Below are 23,348 nucleotides of genomic sequence, written 5' to 3' on the forward strand. Positions count from 1 at the left end.
CGCTGGTAACCCGACCGACCACCGAACGTCCGACCTTCACCGAACGGCAACGATCGAGACTCGAGCGCGTCGCCGGGAAGCACCAGCTCAGCGAGCTGTTCGCGACTGATTAACGCACGGTTATCGCGGCGTTCTCAGCGTCGCTCCCATGACCACGACACCTGACATCACCACATTCAGCACCACCGCCGACAACGCCGCCGACCACGCCCGTACCCGCCGGAGTGCTGGCGCCACTCGATCACGATGGGCTGCCATCGGCGCCGCGGTCGCCGTCACCGTCGGCGCCGTCGGCATGGGCGGCCTCTCCTCGGTCTCGGCCGAGAAGTCCGACGGCGACCGACCCGTCTTCGTGCCCATCAACCCGTGCCGCCTCATCGACACCCGATCAGGGCCGGAGAACGTCGGACCCCGCAGCACGCCGATGGGCGACGACGAAACCCTCACGATCCAAGCCCACGGTGCGAACGGCGAATGCACCGGCGCCTCCGAGATCCCCGCCGACGCGCTCGCCCTCTCGATGAACGTCACCGCACTCAAGGCCACCGGGCCCACCTTCCTCACCTTCTGGGGCGACGGCGCCAATCCCGGCACCGCCAACCTCAACCCCACCTCCGGACAGCCGCCCGTTCCGAACGCCGTCACCACTCCCCTGTCGATGACCGGATCGTTCAACATGTACAACGAGAAGAACAACGTCGACGTCGTCATCGACGTCAGCGGCTACTTCGTCCACCACAGCCACGAGGAGTACGCCGAGGTCGGCCACACCCACGACGACTACGTCGAGAAGGAGACCGAACTGATCGTCGGCCACACCGACTTTCACGAGGTCCTCGTCACCCGACCGGTGACGACCAGAGTCGCCGGATCCGGCTTCCTCACGTCGGCAACTGCGCCGGAACAGTGCATGATCGCCGAACTCCCGGTCACCGATGGCATGACCATCGACCGTGTCGGCGTGCGAGGCTTCGCTGCCGCCGGCGTCGCCGTCGACCTCAAGGTCATCCGCACCCGCCACGCCCAGGGCACGGGCCTCAGCGCCAGCGACCTGCAGTCCGAACTCGGTAGCGGCACCATGAACACCTCCGGCGCTGGCAACATCGTGCAAGGTGAAGCCACGCTGACGGCACCGATCGTCGTCGACCGCGGCACCGACACCTACTACGTCACCACGTGCAGCGGCGACGCCTATTCGGTCACCGGCGCCGGCCTCGAGGTGTCGCACGACTGACCACGCACCGAACCCACCCCGTTCCGAACCTCGCAGACGAGTCGCCGTCCCCTCTCCACCGAGGCGGATGGCGACTCGTTCGCACCCGGCAGCGAATAGGTGGTTCCACCGATGCGCCGAGGACCGGGTCGTCCGTACGTTCGGACCATGACCCGACCACATGATGCTCCCCCGCCCGCAGCGCAACAGAAGCTCGGCCGACTCCGAACGAAATGGGCCGCGCTCGGCGCAGCGGTCGCGGTCACCCTCGGAGCCGCCGGCATCGGCGGACTCGGCATCGTCTCGGCCGAGGTGTCGAGTGGCGACCGCCCGGTGTTCGTCCCCATCACACCGTGCCGACTCGTCGACACCCGACCCGCTCCGCTCAACACCGGCGTCCAACCGGCGCCGCTCGGGCCGACCGACACCTACGTGATCCAGGTTCGCGGCAACACCGACCCGTGCCCGGCGACCATCCCCTCCGACGCGGTCGGCCTCGCGATGAACGTCACTGCGCTCCGAGCCACGCAGCAGACCTTCCTCACCTTCTGGGGCGACGGCGCAAACCCCGGCACCGCCAACCTCAACCCCTCACCCGGACAGCCACCCACACCCAACTCCGTCAACACGCCGCTCGGGAGCAACGGCAGCTTCCAGATGTACAACGACGCCGGCACCGTCGAGGTCGTCATCGACGTCAACGGCTACTACGTCGGCCACAACCACGACGACCGCTACGTGAAGATCGGCGACCTCCCCGCCGCCGTCGATGCGTACACGAAGGCCGAGAGCGACGGCCGATACGCGGCGGCCGTCGACACGTACACCAAATCGGAGATCAACGCGCTGCTCGTCAGCAAGCGTCCGGCCGCGATCACCCGCCACACCAAGACCGTCTGTGCCGCCGACGACACCGCTCCAGGCGAAGCGGACGCCGGCGACTTCGAGTCGTGCACCATCACACTGAACGCAGGTGTCACCGACAACCACACGGTGATGATCACTGCAATGGTCGCGTGGGTGGCACGCAGTTCCAGCCCCGCCACCGGCGAGTGCCGAATCGAACGCGACGGCGTCCCGATCCTCAACTCCGAGGTCAGGATGGGCTCGACGATCAGCGACACCGACATCGGCGGCCAGTTCCAGCACGTCGTCATGACCGAAACGACCGGCACGGTCAGCGGAGTCGCCAATTACTCGGTTGCATGCCGAGAGCTCGTGAACGACATGGACTGGGCCGAGGTCACGATGACGGCGCTCGTCATTCCCGTCTGAATCGCGGCCCGCTTCGTGGGGCTGCCGGTGTCCAACACCGGCAGCCCTCCGAACTGCGGCGGGAAAGGCCGACCGTGCCGCCCGGGCGTGTCCTAGCTTGGAGGCGTGTCACAGGGGGCGGATCGCGAGCGACTGGCGGCGGCGCTCGGCATCGACCAGATCGGTGCCGCTCGAATGCTCACCGAGCACCTCGCCGGCAGAGTCGTCACCGTTCGCGGGCCGGCGGGTATCGGCAAGAGCGAACTGGTTCGGTGGTTCGTCGACCGGGCGTGGCCCTTCGAGCATCGAGTGCTTCGAGTCAATGGCACGCTGCTCGATCAACACGTTCCGCTCGGCGGCGTCACGCAACTCCTCGACGCCGCCGCCCTGCAGGAAACGACGGCCGACTCACCGGCGCCCGCAGCGCCGACGAAATCGGGCCCCTCCGACAACGCCGAACTCGCGGCCGCAGCGGATGTGCTCGCCGCACTCGACCGACTCGCCGCCGACACGGGGCTCCTCGTGATCGACGACGCTCACTGGCTCGATGAGACCTCGCGGCGCGTCATCGAATTCGCACTGCGACGTCTCGCCGACCGTTCCCCCACCACGCTCATCGCACAGCGGCCGAGCACTCCCATGGTGACCTTCGGCGAGCGCCTCGACGTTCGCGGCCTGTCGAAGACCGAGAGCGACGAGGTCGTCGCCACTCGGCTGGGCAGCGACGATGCGAGCGTCGCCGACGCAGCGTGGAACGCAACCGCCGGGCACCCGCTCGCGCTGCTCGACTGGTTGTCGCAACGCCACGATCGCTCCCGTGGTCGGCACGACATCGACGCCGGCGGACGCGTCGACACCTGCACGCCGCAGACGCGACTCGCGATGTGTCTCCTCGCTCGTCAGCGTTCGGGCGACGATCTCGACGCAGCGTGGACACTGCTCACCGGCGATGAGACGGTCGGATTCGCTGAGGCGGTTCGATCCGACGAGACCGTCGACGTCATCGAGCCGGATGCGCCCGTCCGATTCCGCCATGCCGAGTACCAGGTTGCGGCCGCCGCGGCAGTGAGCACCGCCGAACAGCACGAGGTGTCGAGATGCCTCGCCGTCACCGCGACGCAGCCCGACTCAGCCGCGTGGCACATGGCCGACGCCACGTCGACCACCGACGACGACGTCGCTCGGCTCCTCGATGCGGCAGGCCGCCGGGCAGCCGACCGTGGCGCACCGATCGAGGCGGCGAGGTGCTTCGAGAAAGCCGCTGCGCTCGCACGCGACGAGCGGCTGCGCGCCGACGAGCTCATCGCCGCCGCCGAATCGTGGTGGTACGCCTGCTTCCCGGGCGAGGCCGCCCGCGTCACCGCCGACGCGGCCGACGCCCCCGTCGACACCGTCCGACGAATCCGTCTGCGCCAACTGCACCGGGCGGCGACCGGGTGGCAACACGATGTCGTCGACACGATCCGGATCTATCTCGACGACGCGATGGTCGTCGAAGGGGCCGACGCCGAGGTCGCCTCCGGCCTGCGCGTGGCGGCGTTCATCGAGGCGTGCCTCGCCGGCCAGGTCGAACTCGCGGTCGACATCGCCGGCGAACTCACCACCGGCATCGCGTCGCCGACCGTCAGCGCCGCGGCGTCGGCGACCTGGGAAGGCGCCGCAGCGGTGTGCCGCGGCTTCGCTGCAACCCTGCGCGGACGAGCCGGCGACGACGACCTCGACGACTCCGTTCGCTGCGACCTCGACCTGATGGACCTCTTCGGCGGCGCCGCTCCCGACAAACTCGAGACGAGCGCGCTCAACCTCCTCCAACTCGTCGGCTACGCGCAACTCGTCGTCGACGACCGAGCGACCGCTCGACGCACCCTCACCTCGCTGCGAACCGAAGCCCACGCGCGCGGCGCCGTTGCGATCACCGACTTCACCGACGCCTGCCTCGCCGAACTCGATCGGCGCGAAGGCCGCTGGGCGAGCGCGTTGAGTCGGACGATGAGCGACCTCGACATCGATGTCGCCCGCACCAGTGCCGGCAAGGTGTGGCAACGAGCGATCCGCGCTCGGATGCTCGCCGCACAGCAGGTCGACGGCGTCGACGCCCTCGTCGACTCCGCGCTCGCCGAGGCGGAGCCGGTCGGCATGGAGTTCATCACCTCCGCGGCCCAGATCGCACGCGCCAACAACGACCTCGCGAGCGGCAACGTGCGCCGAGCCGCCGAACTGGTCGACGACATCTCGATGAAGATGCAACAGGGCGGCGCACTCGAACCGGGGGCGATGTGGATCGACCTCGACCACGTCGAGACACTGTGGCGACTCGGCCGGGGCGACGACCTTCGCACGGTCGTCGACCGCCTGGCCGAACACGCCTCCCGAACCGCGCGGCCCTGGTCGAAGGCGATCGCTGCGCTCGGCGCTGCACTCCTCGGCACCGGATCGTCGGCCGACGCCGTCGCACTCGCTCGGGCGCTCGACGCGCCGTTCGAGTCGGCACGGATCGAGCTCCTCGTCGGCGAACACGAACGCGTGACCCAACGCCCGATCTCTGTCGACACCGACGAACTCCGCGAACGGTTCGCGCGCCTCGGCGCAGCCCCGTACGTCAAGCGCTGCGACCTCCTCGCCTCCCCCATCGCCTCCCCCGTCGACGGGTCGATCCCACTCTCGACCCGCAACGCCGAGACCGACGAATCACGCACCGCCCCAGGCCGCCGCGGGGCCGGTTCCGGCATCGGAGAGAGCGTCCTCACCGCACTCACGCCCGCCGAGCTGCGCGTGGCGGTCACCGTTGCCGACGGCAACACCAACGCCGAAGCCGCAGCCCTCCTCTTCCTCAGCATCCGCACGGTCGAGGCGCACCTCCGAGCCATCTTCCGAAAGCTCGGCATCCGCAACCGCGTCGAACTCGCCACGGCCATCGGCGAACACCGCCGCTGACCCGTAGCGAGACCGACCTGCTACTTGTCGGCCGAGATCGAGAAGCCCTTCAAGAACGTGCGCTGCAGCAGGACGAACACGAGCGTCGGAGGGATCGAGGCGATCACGGCGCCGAGCATCAACGGCCCGTACGACTGGCCGCCTCCGACGTTGCGCAGCGTGCCGAGCCCGATCTGCACCACCTGCTCCGACTGATCGTTGATCACCAGCCGCGGCCAGAGGTACATGTTCCAGGAGTAGAGGAACTGGATCACGGCGAGCGCGCCGATCACGTTCCACGACAGCGGCAGCAGAATCCGGAACAGGAACTGCACCGGCCCGGCACCGTCGATGCGCGCCGCGTCCGACAACTCCGCCGGGAGCTTCGCGAAGTGCTGCCGGAACAGGAACGCACCGGTCGCCGACGCGAGGAACGGCACGGTGAGCCCGAGCATCGAGTTGCTCCAACCGAGGTCGCCGACGATCTGGAACAACGCGATGATCGAGATCTCGGTCGGCATCATCAACGTCACCAGCACGAACCAGAAGACGAACCACTTCGCCCGGAAGTCGAAATGCACGAACGCAAGGCCGGCGAGCATCGCCGTGATCGTCTTGCCGATCGTGATGATCACCGCCTGGACGATCGAGTTCATCATGTACGAACCGAGATCGCGCTGGCGCCACACGACGTCGAAGTTGTCGCGCAGGCTGGATCCCGGCGTGAGCTGTCGCGAGAAGTACTCGGTGTTCGACTGCGTCGAGACGACGATCGCGTAGATCAACGGGAAGCCGATCAGACAGACCGTCGAGATCAGCGCGAGGTGCGTGTACCAGCGGTCGACCGACGACTTCGGCCGCAGCGCGCTTCGCATGTTGAACTCACCCATAGCTGACCCTCCGGCCGGTCGAACGGAATTGCCAGATCGTCAGCGCCACCACACCGCCGAACAGGACCAGCGACTGAGCAGCGCCGCGCCCGAGGTCACGCCCGGGGATCGCGGTCTGGATCACCTCGTACATCGCCACGCTCGTCTGACCCGCCGGGCCACCCGAGGTGAGGTAGTCGATCGTGCCGTAGGTCTCGAAGAACGCGTAGGTGAGATTGGTGACGATGAGAAAGAACGTGATCGGCGACAGCGCCGGAATCACGACAAAGCGGAACCGCTGCCACGAGCCGGCACCGTCGAGCATCGCCGCCTCCAACTGGTCTTTCGGGACGGTCTGCAACCCGGCGATGTAGAAGAGGAGGTTGTAGCCGAGCGTCTTCCAGATGCTGGCGAGGATCACGACGAACTGGGCGAGCCGCGTGTTCGTCCGGTAGTCGGGCAGCGCGAGGCCGAACAGGTTGTCGAGCCAGTGCTCGATGATGCCGGAGTTGGCGTCGAACATGACGAAGAACAGCAGCCCGACGATCGGTGGCGAGATCGCATACGGCCACACGAGGAGCGTCCGGTAGATCCCGGCGCCGCGAATCGGCTGGTAGGCGAGGAACGCGATGCCGAGCGAGATGACGAGCCCGCCGGCGACCGTGCCGATCGAGATGATCATCGTCACGGCGAACACCGCCCGGTAGTCCTCCGTCCACAGCCCGGCGATGACGAGGAGCACCGCACCGGTGGCGAGCGTCGAGGCCCATCGCATGAACGCTTCGAATCGCTGGCGGGTGGGCCCGATCGGCGTCGTGTCCAACCGACGACGAACGAGCCACACCGCGCCCCACAGCGCCGCCGCGACGGCGCCCGAACCGACCACGAGCCACGGCATGTCGGGCCCGATCAGTTCGGTGAAGTTGGTGACGCAGCGATCGGCCCGGCGGGGAGCACCGAGTCGAGCGAGCTGCGTCGACAGCCGGAGCGTGCGCAGCGCGGGCCAGTACAAGAACACGACCAGCACGATCAGCGTGGGCGCGAGGAGCAGCCAAGGGATCGCCCGGTTGCCACGGAACACGCCGTGAGTGATGTCGTCGCCCTGACGGCGACGCTTCTGCGCAGCCTCTGGGTCGAGCGCCGTGCGACCGAGTCGCGCCGCCACGAAACCGGCACTGGCGATCAGCACCAGCCCGAACCAGCGGTCGAGCGTGGTGGCCTCTCCGTCGAATGTGCAGAAGCCGAGGGGCAGCATCACGGTGAGCGGCCCGGCAAGGCCGAGCAGCGCGCCGACGACAGCGCCGACCAGGCGGGGCCGGCCATGTGCCGCCGCCGCGTGCGCGAGGAGCGCAGAGGCGGCGACGGCCACGAGGATGACCGAGATGACGGCGAGTGGGACGTTCACGACACCCCACTCAGCGCCATGCCGGCCGCGGGTGCGGGGAAGTGCACCCGGATCTCAGCCGAACGGCTCAGCCGAACAGCTCGTTGTACTCGTCCAGCAGCTGCTGGGCGTCTTCCTGTGCCTCGGCCAGGCGTTCCGCCGGATCGAGGTCGTTGACCAGGATGTCTTCGACGCCTTCGGTCAGCACGTCGCGGATCGCCACGAAGTTGCCGAGCAGTGCGCCGGCGGTCGCCGCCGAGGTCTCCGCGCCTTTGAGCTGGTTGTTGGCAACGGCCGAGTTCGGGTTCTCGTCGAACCAGCCCTCCGACTCGAGCAGCTCGACCGAGGCGTTGGTGATGGGGATGTAGCCGGTGGTGCGGTGCCAGTCAGCAGCGTTCTCCGGGTTGTTCAGGAAATTCATGAACGCGAGCGCCGTGTCCTGATCGGCGGTCGGGAGACCGTCGACGAGCCACAGCGTCGCACCGCCGATGATGTTGCCGCCGCCGGCGGTGGCGTCACCGTTGCGGGGCATGAACGCCGACTCCACGTCGAAGCCACCGTTGACGCCTTCGTCGGTGAGCAACGTCGTGTCGGACGACGAGTACACGAGGAACGGGATCTCCTGCGCGGCGAACAGGTCGTACGTGCCACCCCAGTCGCGCTGGGTGCCGGTGTAGACGTAGAGCCCGTCGTCTTGCATGCCCTTCCAGAACGACACGTAGTCGACCATTGCCTCGGAGTCGAGGAGCACCTCGGTTGCCCGGTCGGCGCGACCGTTGTCGTTGTTGGCGAGGAGCGCACCCTGCTGGGCGACGCTCTGCTCGAGGAACCACGAGTGGTTCGGCCAGCTGATGCACGAGTCGGTGGCGACAGCCGATGCCATGAAGGCCTCGCACATCGAGCGCAGGTCGTCCCACGTCTCGGGTGTGCCGTCCACGCCGGCCGCGTCGAGCAGGCTCCGGTTGAGGAACATCGTCGCCGACGACGTGTTCCACGGCATCGAGCTGAACGTGCCGTCGATGGTGTAGTAGTTGGCGGCCGAGGTCACGACGTCGTCGAGCACAACGGGAACGCCGTTGATCTCGGTGCGACCGTCGATCGCAGCCTCGACGCTGGTGAACAGCGATCCGCCGTTGGCGCCGACCGCGTCGCGCGCTTCGGTGGTCGCAGCCTCGAAGTACTGCACCACCGCGGGCGGCTCGCCCTGGTCGAACGCGAGCAGCGTCGCGTCGAACAGCGATTCGTAGTCCTCGTAGCCCTGGACGACCACGTCGGGGCCGTCGTTCTGCGCGTTGAACTCGGCGGCGACCGCTTCGGTCCAGTCGAGGCGATCGTCGGTGAACGCGATCCAGACGTCGATCTCGTCGCCGCTCGCAGCGGCTTCAGACGAGTCGCCGTCGGAGGCGCCAGCGTCGGTGCTCTCGTCGGCTTCGGTCACCTCGTCGGCGCCGGCGGTGTCGGCGCTGTCGTCGTCACTGCCGCAGGCAGCGAACAAGAGTGCCGCGCACGCGGTGGCGGCAAGTGAGCGGTGTGCTCGTCGGGGGGTCATCGGTTCTCCTGGTTCACGGATGGGGGGGTCGATCGGCACAAGTCGGCCGATCGAGCGGGAACCTAAAGAGGGGAGGTGACGAGACGGGGCGCGTGAGTTGCGTCCGGCCGACAGGGATCTGAACACTGGGTGAAGTGGAGTTCGGTCGACACCGATAATCGAAGCGGCTCCCCCGCCTCGCCGCCTATGGTCACGCCGATGACTGCAGACCTCGCCGTTGTCCGAACTCGTTGGGCTGCCATCGGCGCCGCCGTGGCGGTCACGGTCGGTGCTGCCGGCGTCGGCGGCTACAACCTCGTCAATGCGGACGTGTCGACGGGCGACCGGCCCGTCTTCGTCCCGACCACACCCTGCCGACTCGCCGACACCCGCACGGCTCCGAACACCGTCGGCCCCAAGTCGAGCCCGCTCGGCGTCGCCGAGATCGCCACCATCACCGCACACGGCAGCAACGGCGAATGCACCGGCGCCGCGGCCATCCCGTCCGATGCCGTCGCACTCGCCCTCAACGTCACCGCGCTCGGCGCCACCGAACAGACCTTCCTCACCTTCTGGGGAGACGGCGACAACCCGGGCACCGCCAACCTCAACCCGGCGCCGGGTCAGCCGCCCACCCCCAACGCCGTCAACACGCCCCTCTCCGACGCCGGCACCTTCAACGTGTTCAACGAGAAGGGCAACGTCAACATCGTCATCGACGTCAACGGCTACTACGCGCACCACGACCACGACGACCGCTACGAGAAGACACCCGACCAGGTGGTGCTCAGCGGCTTCGAGTTCCAGTCCGACGACCCGTCGGGCGACGACTGGCACGTGGACGAGACGTTCATCCACACACCGAGCGCCACCAGAGAGTGCGTGTACGCGCCGATCGACTTGCCCGCAGGGCGACCGATCACCGGTGGCACCGTGAACTACATCACCGACGACCCAGGCGACTTCGACGTCTACCTGGTGGGAACCGTCGACCGCGCCGGCACCTACGCCACCGAACCCGAGTTGATCGAAGTCGCGGTCGATCAGACGCTGTCGCTCCCCGCAACTCCAGACGCCGATCTCGTCGTGTCGGGAGAGAGCTTCGACGCCGTCGACGACGTCGTCGTCCGTGACGACTTCACCTACGTCGTCACGATCTGCACAGCGCTTCGAGTCGCGCTCGTCAGCGTTTCGTTCGACACGCCCGAAATCTGATCTACCCCGGAGCAAGCACCGACCGCCGCCCGTGCTGATCCGCGCTGGCGGCGGTGGCGTCAGCGGCGGACGGTGGTGCCGTCTTTGGTGGTCTCGACGGTCCAGCCGTCGGCCTGCAACTCGTCGCGGAGCGCGTCGGCCGCGGCGTAGTCCTTGTTGGCGCGAGCCTCGTCGAGCGCCGCCGCCTTCGCCGAGATCTCGGCGGGCACGTCGTCGCCGCCCGCCGACAGTTCGAGTCCGAGTGCCCCGGTGATCTCGAGCACCGCGGCGACCAGCGGAGCGGCCACGGCATCGTCGCCGCTGTCGATCGCCGAGTTGGCGGCGCGGACGGTGTCGAACACGATCGACATCGCCTTGGGCGTGTCGAGGTCGTCGTCCATCGCCGCACGGAACGCGTCGATCGTCGCCGCATCGGGCTCGGCCGACGCGACACCGGCGGCGCGTGCCACGAACGCGTCGAGGCCCGACAACGCCTTGACCGCGCTGTCGATCACCGACTGGCCCAGGGTGACCGGGCTGCGGTAGTGCGACTGCAGGAGCACGAGTCGGTAGGCCCGCGGGTCGTAGTGCTCGATCAGGTCGAGCAGGTTCGCCACGTTGCCGATCGACTTCGACATCTTCTCGCCTTCGGCGTCGACGACGAAGCCGTTGTGCATCCAGTGATTGGCAAACGTCTTGCCGAGCGCGACCGCCTGAGCGCGTTCGTTCTCGTGGTGCGGGAAGCGGAGGTCTTGCCCGCCGCAGTGCAGATCGAATCCCTCACCGAGCAGGTCGAGGCTCATCACGACGCACTCGCTGTGCCAACCGGGCCGACCGTCACCCCACGGCGACGGCCACGACGGCTCGTCGGGCTTGGAGAACTTCCACAGCACGAAGTCGGCCGGGTGCCGCTTCTGTTCGGCACCGACCACTTCACGGTCGCCGCCACCCGAGCGCATGTCATCGAGCGTCTGGAACGCGAGCAGGCCGTAGTCGTCGACCGACTCGACGTCCATGTACACCCCGTCGTCGGTCGTGTACGCCAGGTCGCGCTCCACCAACTGTCCGATCATCTCGACCATCTCGTCGACGTACTCGGTGGCGTGCGGCGTGTCGGTCGGCCGACCGACGTTGATGCCCTCCATCGCCTTCCACCACATCGCTTCGCACTTCTCGGTGATGTCTTGCCACGGGCGGTTCTCGCGCTGCGACCGTTCGATGATCTTGTCTTCGATGTCGGTGATGTTCGACACGAACTGCACATCGAGCCCGGTCCACTCGAGGTAGCGGCGCAGGATGTCGAACACGATCGCCATGCGGCCGTGACCGAGGTGCGCCGGGCCGTACACGGTGGGACCACACACGTAGATGCTGACCTTGCCCGGCTCTCGAAGAGCCAGTTCACGAACGGAACGGGTCGCGGTGTCGTACAGGTTCAGCACGCTCCGCAGTGTAGGAGGCCAGGCGTCCGCCGACCGCTGGCAATTGCCCCGACCCCGGACGGTTTGTCTCTGAGACAAACCGTCCGGGGTGGGAGGAGCGGCGGTCGCCTGGCACGATGCGGCACATGAACGACTCCACTGCCCGTACATCGCTGAGGCTCGGCATCGACCTGGACGGCGTGGTCGCCGACTTCAACGCCGGCTGGATGGAGCTGCACAATCGCGAGTTCGGCGGGACGCTCACCCCCGACCTGGTCACGTCGTGGGACGGACTCCACGACATCGGCGGCTTCGACGACATGGACGAGTTCTGGGCCTGGGCTCGCGGCAACGAGCAACGCCCGTCGATCTTCCGCCATCTCACCCTGCTCCCCGACGCACTCGACACACTGCGAGCCCTCGATGCCGACGGCCACCGGATCGTCATCGTGTCGACCAAGCCCGACTGGGCGATCCACGAGACGTTGCACTGGCTCGCCGACAACGCCATCCCCACGCGCGAGGTGCATCTGACGTTCACCAAGCACGAAGTCGACTGTGACGTGTTTCTCGACGATGCGCCGATCGTGCTCCCCGGACTGGTCGAACATCGCCCGAACGCCCTGGTGTGCCGCTTCGTTCGGCCGTGGAACCGGCCCGTCGACGGCGCCGTCGACGTGTCGAGTTGGGCAGAATTTCATGCTCTCGTCACCGAACGGTCACGCGTACGACGACCGGACGTCGCTCGTTGACCTAGCCTCGGTGATGTCCTGGATCGATTGCCTCGTTCGGAGCCGTCGATCACAGGGGGAGACAACACAACCATCACGATCGACTCCGGTCGATCAATCCATCCGAAAGACGTGAACATGAAACGATCCATCACGAAGCGTTCGTTCCTCGCCGTCGCAGCAAGTGCCTCCCTGGTACTCGCCGCGTGTGGCAGCGACGATGAGCCCGCCGAGGAGTCGGTGACCACCGAAGCCGAAGCTCCGGCCGAGGAGACCGAAGAAGAAGCTCCTGCCGAAGAAGAGGCCATGGAAGAAGAGGCCATGGAGGAAGAAGCTCCGGCCGAAGAAGAAGCCATGGAAGAAGAAGCCATGGAAGAAGAAGCCATGAACGAGGGCTGGCCGGAGAAGATCGTCTTCACGCTCACCCCGAGCCAGGAGACCGGCGGCCTCATCGAGACCGCACAGCCGCTCGCCGACCTGCTCGCCGCCGAACTCGGCGTCGAAGTCGAGGCCCTCGTGCCGTCCGACTACGCCGGCGTCATCGTCGCCCTCCAGTCCGGTCAGGCTCAGGTCGCCGGTGGACTCGGCCCGTCACAGATGGTCCAGGCCGCCGACACCGCCGGTGCCAACCTCATCCTCCAGGCTGTCCGCTTCGGCGACTCGCAGTACGTGACGCAGTGGTTCACCAACAACCCTGACGAGTTCTGCGACGACACCCCGGTCGCCGACGAAGACGGCATGCTGTTCTGCAACGGCGTCGACCAGGCCACTGGCCCGACCGACGGCCCGATCGGCGCAGACAAGCTCTCGCTCATCGCCGGCAAGACCGTGTCGTTCGTCGACCAGGGCTCGACCTCGGGCTACCTGATCCCGTCGCTCGGCCTCCTCGAGGCTGGCGTCGACCCGCTCGACGACATCGAGTCGCTGTTCGCCGGTGGCCACGACTCGTCGGTCCAGGCCGTCTACGACGGTGACGCCGAAGTCGGCGTGTCGTTCAACGACGCCCGCGGCGGCGTTGCCGAAACCGTTCCGGACGTCGGCGAAAAGGTCGTCGTCTTCGGTTGGTCGTCGCCGATCCCGAACGACGGCTTCGCTGTCGCCGGCGATCTGCCCGAAGACCTCCAGACCGCCATCGCCGACGCGTTCACCGCGATCGCGGCGACCGAAGACGGTGCTGCGCTGCTCGACGAGCTGTACGAAATCGATGGTCTCGTGCCCGTCCCCGACGGCTCGTACGACATCATCCGCAACCTCGAGACCGAACTGGCCGACCTGCTCAGCTGATTCGCCTTTCGAGCGATACGTAACACCAGCCGGGTCTCGTTCGCACAGCGAGCGGGACCCGGCTCGCGTTCAGCGTCTACCGTTGAACTGCGAACACCTCCGCCGAGCACCGGCAACCGACGCCTCGGCACCACGTCACCACGAGCACCGACACACAGCGGGAACCACCGACCAATGATTCGCTTCGAGCAGGCAAACGTCACCTATGCGGGGGGCGTTTCTGCGATGCGCAACCTCGACCTCGAGATCGCCGACGGCGAATTCGTCGTCATCGTCGGACTCTCCGGCGCCGGCAAGTCCACCCTCATCCGAGCCGTCAACGGACTGGTCCCGCTCACGAGCGGCAACCTCGACGTCAACGGCCACGACGTGCCGAACCTCGACCGCAAGGGCCGCCGAGCTCTGCGCTCCGAAGTCGGGATGATCTTCCAGGGCTTCAACCTGGTCGATCGCACCACCGTGCTCAACAACGTCCTGATGGGACGCCTGCACCAGGTGCCGACCTGGCGGACGCTGATCGGCAAGTACCCGCAGGCCGACATCGACATCGCCGCTCGCGCACTCGACCGCGTCGAGATCGTCGACCGGGCCTACGTGCGAGCCACCAACCTCTCCGGCGGTCAACGCCAGCGAGTCGGCATCGCCCGAGCGCTGGCGCAGGAACCGAAGATCATCCTCGCCGACGAACCCGTCGCCTCGCTCGACCCTCCGACCAGCCACGTCGTGATGAAGTACCTGCAGCAGATCAGCCGCGAACTCGGCATCACCACGATCGTCAACTTGCACTTCCTCGACCTCGCAACGGCGTACGCCGACCGGATCATCGGGCTGCGCGACGGAGAGCTCGTCTTCGACGGTCCGGGCTCGGCGGCCGACGAGAACACCTTCCGCGACATCTACGGTCGCAGCCTCACCGCCGACGACACGATGGCCAAGCAGGCCGCTCTGTGAGTCTCGACGCCACCGACGTCTCCGGGGCCGCCACGCCGAAGACCGTCGCCCTCCCTGAGCGCCCGCGGCCGTCGGCGCTCGTCATCGGGCTGGCCATCGGCGGTCTGGTCTTCACCGTCCTGACGGCTCGCCGCATCGGGTTCTCGCTCGACGGCCTGATCGAGAACCTGCAACGTCCGAACCCGGTCTTCGAGGGCCTGCTGCACACCGCGTGGGGCGAGATGTTCTCGCCGAGGTCACGCGCCTACTTCGTCGAGACGCTCCAGATGGCGACCCTCGCCACGGTCGCCGGTGTCGCCGTCTCGCTGCCGATGGCGCTGTGGTCGACCGAGGTGGGCAACCCGTACCTCGTGCCCCGGGTCATCCTCCGATCGATCAACAACGTGATCCGGTCGATCCCCGACCTCGTGTGGGCCGGCCTGTTCGTGCTCGGCGTCGGCATCGGCGCCCTGTCGGGTGTGCTCGCGCTGTTCTTCTTCTCGCTCGCCGTGATGGTCAAGCTCACCGCCGACACGCTCGACGGCATCGACATGGGCCCGATCGAGGCCGCCAACGCCTCGGGCGCGACCCACACCCAGATGTTGCGCACGGCCGTCATTCCACAGATCCTCCCGGCGTTCAGTTCGTACGCGCTCTACGACTACGAGCTCAACCTGCGCGCATCGGCGGTGCTCGGACTCGTGGGCGCCGGCGGCATCGGTGAGCGGATCGACTTCTTCCGCAACCGTGGACTGTGGGACCAACTGTGGGGCCTCGTCGTGATGTTCTTCATCGTCGTCTTCGTCGTCGAGCGGATCTCGGTGAGCATCCGGAGGCGTCTCGTATGAGCAACGTCACCACCAGCGCGACACACCTCCTGCCGTCCAAGTCGCGCGACACGTTCAAGATCATCCTCACGACGGCCTTCGTCATCCTGTTCGGCTGGTCGGCGATCAACGTCGAACTCAAGTGGTCGCGCCTGCTCGGTGCCCCTGCCGACATGTACCGACTCGCCAAGGTCATGTTCGGCGAACTCCCATGGGAGAACCTCGACACGTTGATCGGCCTCATGTGGGACTCGATCGCGATCGCATGGATCGGCACACTCATCGCCGCCGTGTTCGCGATCCCGATGTCGTTCCTCGCCGCCGAGAACCTGGTCGGCCGTCCGATCGCCTGGGTCACGCGACAGATCTTCAACATCTTGCGTGCCGTCCCCGAAGTCATCCTCGCCCTGTTGTTCATCCCGGTCTTCGGCCTCAGCCCGATGGCCGGCGTGATGGCGATCGGCATCGGGTCGATCGGCAGTCTCGGCAAGCTGTTCTACGAGATCATCGAGAACATCAAGCCCGGCCCGATCGAGGCCACCGACGCCGTCGGCGCCTCGGCGGTCCAACGCCTGCGTTGGGGTGTGCTCCCACAGGTCGCCCCCGAACTCACGTCGTTCCTGATGTACCGCTTCGAGGTCAACATTCGTGCGTCGTCGGTGCTCGGCATCGTCGGCGCCGGCGGCATCGGCGGCACCCTCGCCGACTCGTTCCGCTTCAAAGAATACGGCCAGGCGGGCCTCGCCCTGATCGTGGTGATCGTCGGAACGATCGCCGTCGACACCATCTCGGGCGCCATCCGCCGCCGCATCGTCGCCGGACCGAAGCAGGAGCGCTTGGCCGACGACGAGGACTCGCTGCTGCTGTCACCCGACGCGCTGGTGCTCGCCCCCGAGACGGGAACGTGAACCGCTGATGGCCGACCCGCAGTTCATCCTGGGCGTCGACCTCGACGGTGTGGTCGCCGACCACACGTATCGGTTCCGCGAGATCCTCGCCGACATCCGCGGCATCGACCCCGAGAGCCTGCCGCTCGAACGCTCGTGGAACTTCGGCGAGTGGGGCCTCGGCCCCGACGAGTACGCCACCCTGCACCGAGTTGCGGTGATGGAATACGACATGTTCGCCACCATGCCGCTCATCCCCGGTGCGACCGAAGCACTGTGGCGGCTGAGCGACGCCGGCGTGTGGATTCGCATCATCACGCATCGCCTCTACGTGCACTGGGGCCACGCGAAGGCCATCGGCGACACGGCGGCCTGGCTCGACACGCACCGCATCCCGTACCGCGACCTCTGCTTCCTCGGCAAGAAGCCGCAGGTCGAGGCGAACGCCTACATCGACGACGCGCCGCACAACATCGAGCAACTCCGCGCCGCCGGCAACACGGTCATCGCGTTCGAGCAACCGTACAACCGCGACGTCGAAGGTCTTCGAGCAAAGAACTGGGCCGAGGTCGAAGCCATCGTGACCGACCTCGCCGCGGCGCACGTCGGTCAGTTCGAAGCGCAGCTTCCGGGCATCGACCCCGGTGCCGACCGCCTCGACCGACGCCGCGACTGACGCAACACCAGAGTCCGAGCGACCCGGACGCTTTGTCTCTGAGACAAACCGTCCGGATGACGTTTCGCTGACGCCTGTCCTCGCACACTTGCATCACCCTGCGTCCACGTCCGGGAGGGATGATGCCGAAACCAGCGAAACTGCCCAAGGGAGCGCCGAAGTCACTGCGCGACTTCGTGGCCTGCACCACGCAGAGCGTCACGCTCGACACCGATTCACTCGGTTGGATCCCGACACCACCGGGCGTTCCGGCGGCGCTCGCTCCCGACGTGAACGTGACCGCCGGGGCGACACCCGGCACGGCGACGATCACCATCGGGTACGGCGAGTTCATCTCGATGGACCTCCCCGCGTCGATCGGGCCCAACGGAGAACTACAGGTCGACGCGTCCGACATCGGGTTCGGCATCGGCCCGAAGATCGACAAGTGGGTCGCCGACTTCAACGCGACGCTGAAAGCCAACGGCAAGCAACTCGACACGTTCGCGGTCGACGGCAACAAGGTCGCGATGACCAAGAAGAACGCGGTCGTGCCGGCGAAGGAACCGACGCCGCCCGCAACTCCAGCCCCGAAGGTCATCAAGCCTGGCGGTCCTCCGCCGGTACCGGTGCCACCCGAGAAGAAGCCCTCGCCGGGATGCCTCACTTGGATGCTCGTTGCGGTCACCGTCGTCGCCGTGCTCGTCGTGGCAGCGGTGGTGCTCGTGCGCGGAGGCGACGACGAGACCGCCACGATCGTCGACGTCGGCCAGACCGCACCGGCCGCCACCGAGCCGCCTCCCACGGCTGCCCCGGCCGAACCGGAACCCAGCGAACCGCCGTCGAGCGCCTCCGATCCCGGTCCCACGACCACACTCATCGACGACGACCAGAGCTTCAGGGACGCACTGTGCACCCTGCTCGGCAGACCGATCGTCACGATCTACGGTGACCTGACCTTGCCCGACGGATCGTGCGCCCCCGAGCCCGACCGGACCTCGACGTACGGGTTCTGCCCGGCCGACTTGCCATGCTCGCTCGACCAGCCGGCAGCGATCGCCATCACCGGCCAGACCGGCAACAACCACCTCCCGGGAACCACCGATGCCGTGTCCGGACAGACCGGCTTCTCGACGCTGCTCGAGAGTTTCCTGATTCTGGTGTCGCTAGCTGTCGGCGACCTCGAACCGGTCGGAGGGCCCGACGAGCTCTACGAGGCGTCGGCCGACTGTGCTGGAACGACGGTCACCGGCGCCGGTGTCCCGCAGGACGACGGATCGGTTCGCGCCGACCTTCCGCTCTTCAGCTATGGCGAGTGTTCCAACCGTGAGATCCGGGCCAACTTCGACGACCACATGTTCCGGTTCCCACAGATCGCCATCTACAACGTCGACGCGTCGGAGCGCGAGCCGACCACTCCGAACGACTCGCTCTATGCGGTCCAGAACCCGAGCGTCGAGATCGGTTTCGACGACGTGAACACCATCAACAACGTGCTCGGCGGGCGCACTGGAGTCGACGACGGGTGTTTCTGGTTCTTCGAACCGCAGAACGTCGAACTCGTGACACGGGTGCTCGACGGCTGCGCGACGAACAACCACTACTGGGTGTTCGCCGCCGCAACGACCAACGTCGAGATCGAGGTCTCGGTCACCGACACCGTGCTCGGCACGACCGCCACCTACGCCAATCCGCTCGGGCAGGTCATGCCAACCGCCGCAGACATCTCCGCCTTCCGCACCACCGACACGCTGTTCGACAACTCCGTCTTCCCGTGCGGGTTCGGCTACGTCGGCTACACCGCCTGCTCCGAGGGTGACCCGGCGATGGAGACGGGGGCCTTCGTCACGGTGTCGGCGGAGACGGCCGGAAGCGTTCCGCTCGCCTCCGACGGAACCGATCGAGCGCATCACGCCGACTTCACCTCCGTCGGCGGACCGCGCTTCAGCGCCACGCAGACGGCCGACGAGTGGGTCGTGACATCGTCGACCGGAGCCACGCGGGCGCGGGCGATCATTCGCGGAACATCACTCACCTTCGTGATCCCGAGCGACGAGCTCCCCGACGCAGCCCTCGCCTATCAGTGGGCGACCACCGTCGACGGCAACGAACACGTCCAACCGGTCGTGCCGGTGATGGGTCTGATCACGACCCCAGAGATGACGCCGCTCGAGGCTGCCGAACCAGTCGAGCCGACCGAGCCGACCGAGCCAGTCGAGCCCACTGCGCCAGTCGAGACCGTCGAGGAGCCTGCTCCGACCGACGAGGCGGCGCCGATCGAGTCGCTCGCCGACTTCTACACACGACTCTCGGCGAGCGTGTCGGCAGGCGACCTCGGTTTCGCACTCGACCGACTCGACCAGCGTGTGTTCGACGTGTACGGCGACTCGTGCCCCGCTGCGCTCGAATCGTTCGCCGACCCCGACCTGGTCATCGAGTTCGTCTCGGCCGGGCCGATCGAGGACTGGGTGTACGAGGCCAACGAGCAGGCGGTCGAGGTTCCCGGCTCCCAGGCCGTCACGATCCGGCTCTCCGGTCGCGGCCAGTCGGGTGACGAATCGGTGGCACACCTCTCGATCGTCGACGGCACCTACCGCTGGTTCACGTTCTGCTGATGCGCTCCTGACGCGGCCCCCGCCGGTGATCGCGACACGGTTCGACGTGATCGATCCGGTCGGAGCGGCAGGGTGCTGGATAGCCTCGGGCGCCTATGACGAAGATCCCTGACAAGCCGACGTTGGACGGCATCGAGCAACGCTGGTCCGACCAGTGGGACGCCGATGACACCTACCGCTTCGACCGGTCGGCGGTACGCCAGGACGTCTTCTCGATCGACACGCCGCCTCCGACGGTGAGCGGCTCGCTGCACGTCGGCCACGTGTTCAGCTACACGCACACCGACACGATCGCCCGCTACCAGCGCATGGCCGGCAAGCAGGTGTTCTACCCCATGGGTTGGGACGACAACGGCCTGCCCACCGAGCGCCGCGTGCAGGCCTACTACGGGGTGCGCTGCGACCCGAGCCAGCCGTACGTCGAGGGCTTCGAGCCGCCGTTCCGCGGCGACCCGCCCAAGAAGCACCAGGCCGTCCCGATCTCCCGTCCCAACTTCCTCGAACTGTGCGACGAACTCGTCGAGATCGACGAAGAGCTCTTCGAGCAGCTGTTCCGCCGCCTCGGCCTGTCGGTCGACTGGACGCTCAAGTACGCCACGATCGACGAGCGCTCACGTCGCATCAGCCAACGCGCCTTCCTCCGCAACGTTGAGCGCGGCGAGGCGTACAGCCAGGAAGCGCCGACGCTGTGGGACATCGACTTCCGCACCGCCGTGGCCCAAGCCGAGTTGAAGGACGAGGAGCGTCCGGGCGCCTACCACAAGATCCCGTTCGCCATCGTGGGCGACGAGGCCAACAGCATCGAGATCGACACCACCCGGCCCGAGCTGCTCGCCGCCTGTGTCGCCCTCGTCGCGCATCCCGACGACGAGCGCTTCCAGCCGCACTTCGGCAAGAAGGTCATCGTGCCGCTCTACGGCCAAGAGGTCGAAGTGCGCGCACACGAACTCGCGCAGCCCGACAAGGGCACCGGCATCGCCATGATCTGTACGTTCGGCGACACCACCGACGTCACGTGGTGGCGCGAACTCGCGCTCGAGATGCGCGCCATCATCGGCCGCGACGGACGCATCCTGCCCGACGCGCCGCACGGCGTCGACCCCGAGGCGTACGCGCTCATCGCCGGCAAGTACCCCAACCAGGCGCAGCGTGCCGTGGTCGAACAGCTCACCGAGCAGGGCATCCTCATCGGCGAGCCGCGCAAGATCACCCACCCGGTCAAGTTCTACGAGAAGGGCGACCGACCGCTCGAGATCGTCACCTCGCGCCAGTGGTACATCCGCAACGGTGGCAAAGACGCCGACCTGCGCGCCGCGCTCATCGCTCGCTCGGGCGATGTCACATGGCACCCGGAGCACATGCGTCACCGCTACGAGAACTGGGTCGAAGGGCTCAACAGCGACTGGCTCGTCAGCCGCCAGCGCTTCTTCGGTGTGCCGATCCCGATCTGGTACCCGCTCGACGACGCCGGCGAACCGGTCTACGACTCGCCGCTCGTGCCCGACGAGGCCGACCTGCCGGTCGACCCCTCCGTCGACGTGCCCGCCGGATACACCGCCGACCAGCGCGACCAGCCGGGCGGTTTCGTCGCCGACCCCGACATCTTCGACACGTGGGCCACCTCATCGCTCACGCCGCAGATCGCCGGCGACTGGGAAGGCGAGTCCGACATGTTCGACCGCATCTTCCCGATGGACATGCGCCCGCAGGGCCACGACATCATCCGCACCTGGCTCTTCTCGACCATGACGCGGAGCCACCACGAGCACCACGTCGCCCCCTGGCACCACGCGGCGCTGTCGGGCTGGATCCTCGACCCCGATCGCAAGAAGATGGGCAAGTCGAGCGGCAACGCCATGACCCCCGAAGGTCTGCTCGAGCAGTTCGGCACCGACGCCGTGCGCTACTGGGCCGCCTCTGGCCGCCCGGGTGTCGACACCACGTTCAGCGAAGAGCAGATGAAGGTCGGGCGCAAGCTCGCCAACAAACTGCTCAACGTGTCGAAGTTCGTGCTGTCGTTCGGCGACGTCGACATGCAGGGTCCGCTCGGCGACACCGTCACCGATCCGATCGACCGCTCGATGCTCTCCAAGGTCGACGCCGTCATCGCCGAAGCCACCGCCGGATTCGAAGCGTTCGACTACGCCCGTGGCCTCGAACGCACCGAGTCGTTCTTCTGGTGGTTCTGCGACAACTACGTCGAGCTCGTCAAGAACCGGGCGTACGAGGCGATGGGCCCCGACGCTGCGGCATCGGCTCGCCGCGCGCTGCGCGAAGCGCTGTCGGCGTGCCAACGCCTGCTCGCTCCGATCCTGCCCTTCGCCACCGAAGAAGCCTGGAGCTGGTGGAACGACACCAGCATCCACGCTGCTGCCTGGCCGACGCCGAGCGATCTCGGTGGCGACGCCGCACTCGTCGACCCCACGATCGAGGCGCTCACGCTGGTGCGCCGGGCGAAGTCGGAGGCCAAGGTCAGCCAACGCGCCGAGGTCGCAGCCCTGGCCATCACGGCGCCGGCCGACATGCACGCCGCGCTCGACGCCGGTCGCCCCGACCTCGCAGCAGCCGGAACCATCGCCGACATCACCCTCGACGACGGCACCGACCTGGCCTGCAGCGTCACCCTGGCCCCCACCGACTGACCAACCCTCCACCACCCGGGTGTCTCCTTCACCCGGGTGTTTCGAGACCCACAGGGGCCGTCGAAACACCCGAATGGGACGGACTCGGAGATCGGGGTCACGAAACACCCGGGGAAGCCTCATGGGCGTCTTCAGGTGTTTGTTGCAATCTGGTGACGTATGGCACGCGATCCAGCGGTAGCCTCATCGGTCATGCGTGCGAAGTTGGGAGCGGGTCTGGCATTGGCGACGGCGGTGTCGCTGCTCGCTTTCGGCGCGCCCGGCGCCGACGCACAACTGGTCGAGGCACCGCCGTCGACCGAAGCACCCCCTTCCACTGAAGCACCGCCCTCGACCGAAGCACCACCGTCAACCGAAGCACCGACCACCACGGTCGAGCCGACCACCACGGTCGCTCCCACGACCACGGTGGCTCCGAGCACGACCATTCCGGCGTTTCCCGGTGCGGTCAGCGACGACGACAGCGTCGACATCAGCGAGTTGAGCGTCCCCGGTCGCGGCACGATGTTCCAGACCCAGCCGCTGCCACCGCCGCCCACCACGACCACCACGACCACCACCCTGCCTGACCCGACGATCCTGCCGTACAACTCCGGCACCGGTCGCCGCGCGGTCTACTCCAAGTCGGCGCAGCGCGTCTGGGCGGTCGAAGCCGACGGCACCGTCGTCAAGACCCACCGGGTGTCGGGCAAGATGCTGTGGTGCGACCCGCGGGTCGGCACGTACGAAGTGTGGTCACGGTCACGGCACACCTATTCGATCAACAACCCCACCATCAAGTGGGGCTACATGGTCCGCTTCACCAAGGGCTGCAACGGCGGCAACATCGGCTTCCACGAGATCCCCACGCAGTACGGCAGTCTCGTGCAGAGCATCGCTCAGCTCGGCCAGCCGCTGTCGGGTGGCTGCGTTCGCCAGGCACAGCCCGATGCCATCTGGATGTGGAACTGGGCGCAGATCGGCACGAAGGTCGTCGTTCTCCCCTGAGCCCCGGCTCACCG

Annotated in this window: 17 protein-coding genes; 13 read left to right on the forward strand and 4 right to left on the reverse strand. The window is 67.3% G+C overall.

What is annotated here, in order from left to right:
• Positions 1-148: 148 nt before the first annotated feature.
• The 3 genes from YM304_RS17450 (at position 149) to YM304_RS17460 (ending at position 5,401) form a co-directional block, all read left to right on the forward strand.
• Positions 149-1,234, forward strand: coding sequence for a hypothetical protein (locus YM304_RS17450; RefSeq protein WP_015443040.1), 1,086 nt, complete (start codon positions 149-151; stop codon positions 1,232-1,234).
• 147 nt (positions 1,235-1,381) lie between these two features.
• On the forward strand, positions 1,382-2,488 hold the full coding sequence (locus YM304_RS17455) for a hypothetical protein (RefSeq protein WP_015443041.1): 1,107 nt from the start codon (positions 1,382-1,384) through the stop codon (positions 2,486-2,488).
• 105 nt (positions 2,489-2,593) lie between these two features.
• Complete coding sequence (locus YM304_RS17460) at positions 2,594-5,401, forward strand: helix-turn-helix transcriptional regulator (RefSeq protein WP_015443042.1); 2,808 nt, start codon at positions 2,594-2,596, stop codon at positions 5,399-5,401.
• Between the two features lie 20 nt (positions 5,402-5,421).
• Here YM304_RS17460 and YM304_RS17465 read toward each other — a convergent pair whose 3' ends face one another.
• The 3 genes from YM304_RS17465 to YM304_RS17475 form a co-directional block, all read right to left on the reverse strand.
• Positions 5,422-6,270 (reverse strand): carbohydrate ABC transporter permease, encoded by an 849-nt coding sequence (locus YM304_RS17465; RefSeq protein ID WP_015443043.1) that lies wholly within the window; start codon positions 6,268-6,270, stop codon positions 5,422-5,424.
• Positions 6,263-7,654, reverse strand: a complete 1,392-nt coding sequence (locus tag YM304_RS22975) for a carbohydrate ABC transporter permease (protein ID WP_015443044.1) — start codon at positions 7,652-7,654, stop codon at positions 6,263-6,265. The genes YM304_RS17465 and YM304_RS22975 overlap by 8 nt, the downstream gene beginning before the upstream one ends.
• Before the next feature lie 67 nt (positions 7,655-7,721).
• Complete coding sequence (locus YM304_RS17475) at positions 7,722-9,182, reverse strand: extracellular solute-binding protein (RefSeq protein ID WP_015443045.1); 1,461 nt, start codon at positions 9,180-9,182, stop codon at positions 7,722-7,724.
• 198 nt (positions 9,183-9,380) lie between these two features.
• On the opposite strand from YM304_RS17475, the gene YM304_RS17480 reads away from it, so the two are divergent.
• The gene (locus YM304_RS17480) at positions 9,381-10,376 is read left to right on the forward strand and encodes a hypothetical protein (protein WP_154723523.1); all 996 of its coding nucleotides are present in this window, start codon (positions 9,381-9,383) and stop codon (positions 10,374-10,376) included.
• 59 nt (positions 10,377-10,435) lie between these two features.
• Here YM304_RS17480 and cysS read toward each other — a convergent pair whose 3' ends face one another.
• Positions 10,436-11,797, reverse strand: a complete 1,362-nt coding sequence (gene cysS, locus YM304_RS17485) for a cysteine--tRNA ligase (protein ID WP_015443047.1) — start codon at positions 11,795-11,797, stop codon at positions 10,436-10,438.
• Positions 11,798-11,922: 125 nt separating this feature from the next.
• Between cysS and YM304_RS17490 the strand changes: the two genes are divergently transcribed.
• The 9 genes from YM304_RS17490 (at position 11,923) to YM304_RS17530 (ending at position 23,334) form a co-directional block, all read left to right on the forward strand.
• Positions 11,923-12,528: a 5' nucleotidase, NT5C type gene (locus YM304_RS17490; protein ID WP_041298410.1), complete on the forward strand. Its 606-nt coding sequence runs from the start codon at positions 11,923-11,925 to the stop codon at positions 12,526-12,528.
• Positions 12,529-12,645: 117 nt separating this feature from the next.
• The gene (locus YM304_RS17495; protein WP_015443049.1) at positions 12,646-13,791 is read left to right on the forward strand and encodes a phosphate/phosphite/phosphonate ABC transporter substrate-binding protein; all 1,146 of its coding nucleotides are present in this window, start codon (positions 12,646-12,648) and stop codon (positions 13,789-13,791) included.
• 174 nt (positions 13,792-13,965) lie between these two features.
• A complete protein-coding gene (gene phnC, locus YM304_RS17500) occupies positions 13,966-14,742 on the forward strand; it encodes a phosphonate ABC transporter ATP-binding protein (protein WP_015443050.1) in 777 nt (258 codons plus the stop codon).
• Positions 14,739-15,569 carry a phosphonate ABC transporter, permease protein PhnE gene (gene phnE, locus YM304_RS17505; protein WP_015443051.1) on the forward strand — a complete coding sequence of 277 codons (831 nt, stop codon included), beginning with the start codon at positions 14,739-14,741 and terminating at the stop codon, positions 15,567-15,569. Before phnC ends, phnE (YM304_RS17505) begins: the two co-directional genes overlap by 4 nt.
• Entirely contained in the window at positions 15,566-16,456 is an 891-nt protein-coding gene (gene phnE / locus YM304_RS17510; RefSeq protein WP_015443052.1) for a phosphonate ABC transporter, permease protein PhnE, read from the forward strand. The genes phnE (YM304_RS17505) and phnE (YM304_RS17510) overlap by 4 nt, the downstream gene beginning before the upstream one ends.
• A 7-nt stretch (positions 16,457-16,463) precedes the next feature.
• Positions 16,464-17,111, forward strand: coding sequence for a 5' nucleotidase, NT5C type (locus YM304_RS17515; protein WP_015443053.1), 648 nt, complete (start codon positions 16,464-16,466; stop codon positions 17,109-17,111).
• A 122-nt stretch (positions 17,112-17,233) separates the two neighbouring features.
• A complete protein-coding gene (locus YM304_RS17520; RefSeq protein ID WP_154723524.1) occupies positions 17,234-19,705 on the forward strand; it encodes a hypothetical protein in 2,472 nt (823 codons plus the stop codon).
• A 95-nt stretch (positions 19,706-19,800) separates the two neighbouring features.
• Positions 19,801-22,347, forward strand: a complete 2,547-nt coding sequence (valS, locus tag YM304_RS17525) for a valine--tRNA ligase (protein WP_015443055.1) — start codon at positions 19,801-19,803, stop codon at positions 22,345-22,347.
• Positions 22,348-22,539: 192 nt separating this feature from the next.
• A complete protein-coding gene (locus YM304_RS17530) occupies positions 22,540-23,334 on the forward strand; it encodes a L,D-transpeptidase (RefSeq protein WP_015443056.1) in 795 nt (264 codons plus the stop codon).
• Positions 23,335-23,348: the final 14 nt, after the last annotated feature.

The organism is Ilumatobacter coccineus YM16-304, from assembly GCF_000348785.1.
In the GTDB taxonomy this organism is placed as follows: Bacteria; Actinomycetota; Acidimicrobiia; order Acidimicrobiales; family Ilumatobacteraceae; genus Ilumatobacter_A; species Ilumatobacter_A coccineus.